This window comes from Arthrobacter sp. Y3223164 (assembly GCF_059091005.1).
The window spans coordinates 1-5,130 of the sequence record NZ_JBNHGF010000202.1; the positions used below are offsets into that span (position 1 = coordinate 1).

The following is a 5,130-nucleotide window of genomic DNA, read 5'->3' on the forward strand; positions in this document are numbered from 1 at the left end:
TGAGTTTGAGTTAGGTCCGCCAGCGCCTTTTCCGTGCTGGCCAGCAACGCCACTTCGCGCGCGCGTTCCAGCGTGGCCGTGGAGCCCTCGGGGTCGTGTTCGTCGTCGGCCGGGACGTCCCGGGTCGCCGCGGTGACCTCGGCAATGTCGACCGTGAGGCGCTCCACCTGGGCGCGGTCTGACGCCTCGCGGGCATCCAGCAGCGCGGCGAAGTGCTCCACATCGTCGTGGGTCAAGCTCTCGCTCATCTGTGCCTCCCGTCGGCCGGACGGTCCGGCAGGTCCGGACCAAGGTGCCCCTAGAATACGCCGTTGCCGCGGTACATGGGGTGGACGCCTGTCACGGGACGCTCCCCGCCGCGGCGGCGGTCAGGTCAGCCGGTGGCGGCCCCGGGTCAGCCGGTCAGCCGTTGAGCTTGCCGGCCAGCCGGTCAGCCGGTCAGCCGGTCAGCCGTTGAGCTTGCCGGCCATCCGCTCCCGCATGGCCACACTGGCCGAGTTCAGCCCGATGATCCGCACGTCCTTGCCGTGGGCGCGGTACTTCTCGGTGATCGCGTCCAGTGCCGCCACGGTTGAGGCGTCCCATAGGTGTGAGGCGTGCATGTCGATGACGACCTTGTGCGGGTCCAGTGCGTACTGGAACTGGGTGTAGAGGTCGTTCGAGGACGCGAAGAACAGCTCGCCGTCGACCACGTAGGTGGCCGTCTCCTCGCCGTTCAGTTCCAGCACCGTCCGCTCGACGGTCACCAGGTGCGATACCCGGTTGGCGAACAGCACCATGGCAGTCAGCACGCCGAGCCCGACGCCGATGGCCAGGTTGTTCGTGGCGACGGTGGCGATGACGGTGACGAGCATGACCGCGGTCTCGCTCTTCGGCATCATCTTCAGGGTCGAGGGTTTGATGCTGTGCCAGTCGAACGTCGCCCAGGACACGAAGACCATCACGGCCACCAGGGCCGCCATCGGGATCAGCGCCACGATGTCGCCGAGGACCACCACGAGGATGAGCAGGAACAGGCCGGCGAGAAAGGTGGAGAGGCGGGTGCGGGCTCCGGAGGCCTTCACGTTGATCATGGTCTGGCCGATCATCGCGCAGCCGCCCATGCCCCCGAAGAAGCCGGTGATGATGTTCGCCGCGCCCTGGCCCCAGGACTCGCGGGTCTTGTTGGAGCGGGTGTCCGTGACGTCGTCGACCAGCTTGGCCGTCATCAGCGATTCGAGCAGCCCCACGAACGCCATCGCCAAGGCATACGGGAAGATGACCTTCAGGGTTTCCAGGGTCAGCGGTACTGCCGGGAAGAACAGCGCGGGCAGGCTGTCCGGCAGCTCGCCCTTGTCGCCCACGGTCGGCACCGCAACCGAGGCGAACACCGTGATCAGCGTCAGCACCACGATGGCGACCAAGGGCGCGGGAACCGCGTTGGTCAGCTTCGGAAGACCGAAAACAATCGCCAGCGCCAGCGCGGTCAGCGGGTACACCAGCCACGGAACGCCCAGCAGTTCAGGCACCTGCGCCATGAAGATCAGGATGGCCAGCGCGTTGACGAACCCCACCATCACCTGCCGCGGAATGAACCGCATCAGCTTGGCGACGCCAAGCACCGCCAGCAGCACCTGGAACACGCCGGCCAGGATGACCGCCGCCACCAGGTAGTCGAGGCCGTGGCTTTCCACCAGCGGGGCAATCACCAGCGCCACCGCGCCGGTGGCAGCTGAAATCATCGCCGGACGCCCGCCCAGGAACGCGATCGAGACAGCCATGGTGAAGGAGGCGAACAGCCCGACGCGCGGGTCCACCCCGGCGATGATGGAGAACGCGATGGCCTCGGGGATCAGGGCCAGCGCGACTACCAACCCGCCGAGCACTTCCGTTTTCAGCAGCCGCGGCGACTTGAGAGTGCGCAGCACAGACTGGCGCTCCTCGGGGGTCAGCTCAGGCCGGGCAGCGGCGGTTGTCGTGGGCATGGGGGCTCCATTCGCATCCTGAAGGCGGCAGGCCTTCGCGTACATCTAAAGTCTGGGGGCGCGGCGATGCGCGGGGAAGTAGTCGACGGACAAGAACGTCGATATCGGTTACAACCCTAACCTAACGTAAGGGTAGAGTTGTAACCGGGTGACCACGGGAGGGATGGACCATGAGCAAGGCCAAAAGTACCGCGTCGGGCACGCGCACGATGCACATCGGCGAACTCGCGGAGGCCACAGGCCTGTCGCTGCGGACCATCCGCCACTACGACGACATCGGGCTGCTGCCGGCCACCACGCGCACCGAGGGCGGCTTCCGGGTCTATACCCAGTCGGATCTGGACCGTTTGCTGATCATCCGCTCCATGAAACCGCTTGGCTTCACGCTGGAGGAGATGGCCGAGCTCCTGGACATCATCGACGTTTTAGCCGACGGCGCCGTCCATCCAGCCGAACGCAAACTCTTGCAGGACTACATCGGGCGCGCCGACGAAAAACGCAACAAGCTCGCCCTGAACCTGACCCGGGCGGACGAGTTCATCAGCGACCTGCGCGGGCGGTGACCGCCGGTCCCGCCCGTTCGGCCCCCTCCCCCCTGCCGCTGCTCCCGGGCCAGCGGTAACCTCGAAAGGAGGAGGTACCGCCATGGCAGCCGAACTCCAAACCGATGTGCTGATCGTCGGGGCAGGTCCCACCGGGCTGATGCTCGCCAACTGGCTGGCGAAGCTGGGCGTCGACCACATCATCGCGGACGGCAAGTCGGGCCCCACGAGGGAATCCCGGGCCCTCGGGGTGCAGGCGCGCAGCATGGAAATCTACGACCAGCTGGGCGTCGCCGACACCGTCATGGCCGAAGGCGTCCTCGCCGAAGCGGTGGTCATCGGGTTCGGCACGAAGCCGCGCGGCAGGGTCCCGCTGGGCCGGATGGGCCGCGGGATCACGCCCTTCCCGGGCATCATGTTCTACGAACAAAGCAAGAACGAGGAGCTGCTGCTCAAGAACCTGCACGCGCTCGGCGGCGAGGTGCTGTGGGAGTGCCGCGTTGCCGCCCTGGACGTCGCGGGCGGCAGCCACCCGGACCACCCCGTCACGGCGCAGCTGACGGGCCCGGCTGGCAAGGCGACGGTCCGCGCCCGCTACTGCGTGGGAACGGACGGCGCCTCGTCGACCGTGCGGACCAGCCGCGGCATCGGGTTTGAGGGCTCCACCAGTCCGCACACCTTCTTCGTCAACGACGCCACCGAGGTCCGGGGCCTCTTCGGCGACGTGGTCAATATCCGCGCGGGCGTGGACGAGTTCCTGCTGGCCTTTCCCATGAGCGGGCCGGACCACCTCCGGCTGATCGGCGTGGTCCGTGATCCCGAAGGCGGCTTCCAGGGGCGGGACGACGACGGCGGGGCGGACGTCTCCGAGGAGTCCCTCCGGGAGCGCCTGGTTCAGAAGTTCGGCGTCCGCTACGGCGCCTCGAACTGGTTCTCCACCTACCGCGTGCATCACCGGATCGCCGCCCGGTTCCGCGACGGCCCGGTCTTCCTCGCCGGGGATGCGGCCCACGTCCATTCCCCCGTGGGTGCGCAGGGCATGAACACCGGCCTGCAGGACGCCCACAACCTGGCCTTTAAGTTCGCCGATGTCCTCGCCGGCCGGGCCGCGGACTCCTACCTGGACCGATACGAGGCCGAACGGCGGCCGGTGGCGGTGCGGCTGCTCCAAAGCACGGACCGGGTGTTCGCCTTCATCACGTCGACGGCGCCGTGGGCGCTCGCCGCCCGGAGGTCGGTGCTGCCGTTCCTCATTCCCGTGGCGGCGCGAGTGGTGCCGCGGTCCTCCGGTGCCTCCCGAGTGTTCGGTTATCTATCGCAGACCCGGATCCATTACTGGATGGCCCCGGGCGCCAAGGAAGCGGCCCGCGGTCGGCGGGGCCGCGTCGTGGGACGGCGGCTGCCGTACACCGGCAGCAACTTCGACGTCCTGCGCAGCCTTCAGTGGCAGGTGCACTCGTACGGCGACCCGGGCGCCGTCGTCGTCAATCATGTGGAGGCAGCGCTGGGGCTGCCGATGCACGTGCTGCCGCGCAACGGGAACAAGAAGCTCGATCCGGACCAGCTGTATCTGGTGCGCCCCGACGGGTTCGTGGCGGCGCAGTCCCTGCCCAGCCATGCCGTGGCCACGTTTACCCAGGCGCTGCGGCGGGGACGCCGTTCCGCCAAGGTGTAAGCCAACGCCTGCTCCGCGCCCATCCGGGGCCGGACACGTTCGGAAGGAAAGCCGATGGTGCTGTATCTCTCGAAGTTCAGCTACACCCCGGAGACCTGGGCCAGGATGATCAACAACCCGGAGGACCGGGGGAAGGCGGCCAAGGCCTACATCGAATCCGTTGGCGGGAAATTGCACGGCTTCTGGTACGCCTTCGGCGCGCACGACGGCTACAGCGTGTGGGAGGCCCCGAATAACGTCTCCATGGCCGCCGTCGCCCTGGCCATCAGCGGAGGCGGTGCGCTGAGCTCCTTCGAAACAACCGTGCTGATGACCATCGACGAGACCATCGACGCCCTGCGCATGGCCGGCGAAGTCCGTTACCGGGCTCCCGGCGTCACGGGGTCCGGCTGACGACCACACCCTTGGGCACCACCATCATGGGGCAGAGGCCGTGGTGCAGCACCGCTTGGCTGACCGAGCCCAGCAACAGGCCCGGAAATCCGCCATGGCCGCGCGTCCCCAACACCATCAGCTGGGCCGTGCGGGTGGCGTGGACCAGGACTTCGGCAGGTTTGGACAGATAGAAGTTCCAGCTCGCATCCAGGTCCGGGTAGCTGCCGCGGACCTCCCGCAGCGGGCCGTCCAGCTCCGCGGCGACCTCCTCGCGGAACCGGTGGGCACCCTCGGCGTGGTCCAGCCAGACCGAATCGCGGTAGAAAGGCGCCCGGGACGAAAGCATCCGCAGCGGGACGGAGCGGCGGTTGGCTATCTCGGCCGCCGCCCACAGGGCGGGATTCGCACTCCCCGACTGGTCGATGCCGACCACCACCTGCCCCGCGTAGCTGAACTTTTCGGAGGCATCCGGCGGATGCAGCCCCCGGTCCGACCCCTCCCGCGGCGACGGCAGCAGCCAGGGCACCGGTCCGCCGGGCAGTTCGGCCGCGGCATCCGGGGAGAGTTCGGCGGC

Annotated in this window: 5 protein-coding genes and 1 pseudogene; 3 read left to right on the forward strand and 3 right to left on the reverse strand. The window is 68.1% G+C overall.

Features of this window, described 5'->3' with window-relative positions:
* Positions 1-248: pseudogene (locus tag AC5RUJ_RS10770) on the reverse strand (hypothetical protein); the annotation flags it as partial.
* 198 nt (positions 249-446) lie between these two features.
* Positions 447-1,964 carry a SulP family inorganic anion transporter gene (locus AC5RUJ_RS10775; RefSeq protein ID WP_494128557.1) on the reverse strand — a complete coding sequence of 506 codons (1,518 nt, stop codon included), beginning with the start codon at positions 1,962-1,964 and terminating at the stop codon, positions 447-449.
* 170 nt (positions 1,965-2,134) lie between these two features.
* Here AC5RUJ_RS10775 and AC5RUJ_RS10780 point away from each other — a divergent pair, with 170 nt between their 5' ends.
* The 3 genes from AC5RUJ_RS10780 (at position 2,135) to AC5RUJ_RS10790 (ending at position 4,574) form a co-directional block, all read left to right on the forward strand.
* Positions 2,135-2,527, forward strand: a complete 393-nt coding sequence (locus tag AC5RUJ_RS10780; protein WP_494128558.1) for a MerR family transcriptional regulator — start codon at positions 2,135-2,137, stop codon at positions 2,525-2,527.
* Between the two features lie 82 nt (positions 2,528-2,609).
* Positions 2,610-4,181 carry an FAD-dependent monooxygenase gene (locus AC5RUJ_RS10785; protein WP_494128559.1) on the forward strand — a complete coding sequence of 524 codons (1,572 nt, stop codon included), beginning with the start codon at positions 2,610-2,612 and terminating at the stop codon, positions 4,179-4,181.
* 54 nt (positions 4,182-4,235) lie between these two features.
* Positions 4,236-4,574 (forward strand): GYD domain-containing protein, encoded by a 339-nt coding sequence (locus tag AC5RUJ_RS10790; RefSeq protein WP_494001572.1) that lies wholly within the window; start codon positions 4,236-4,238, stop codon positions 4,572-4,574.
* Here AC5RUJ_RS10790 and AC5RUJ_RS10795 read toward each other — a convergent pair.
* Positions 4,558-5,130: universal stress protein (locus AC5RUJ_RS10795; RefSeq protein ID WP_494155852.1), on the reverse strand; the 573-nt coding region annotated here is incomplete at its 5' end. The two genes, AC5RUJ_RS10790 and AC5RUJ_RS10795, sit on opposite strands and share 17 nt — an antisense overlap.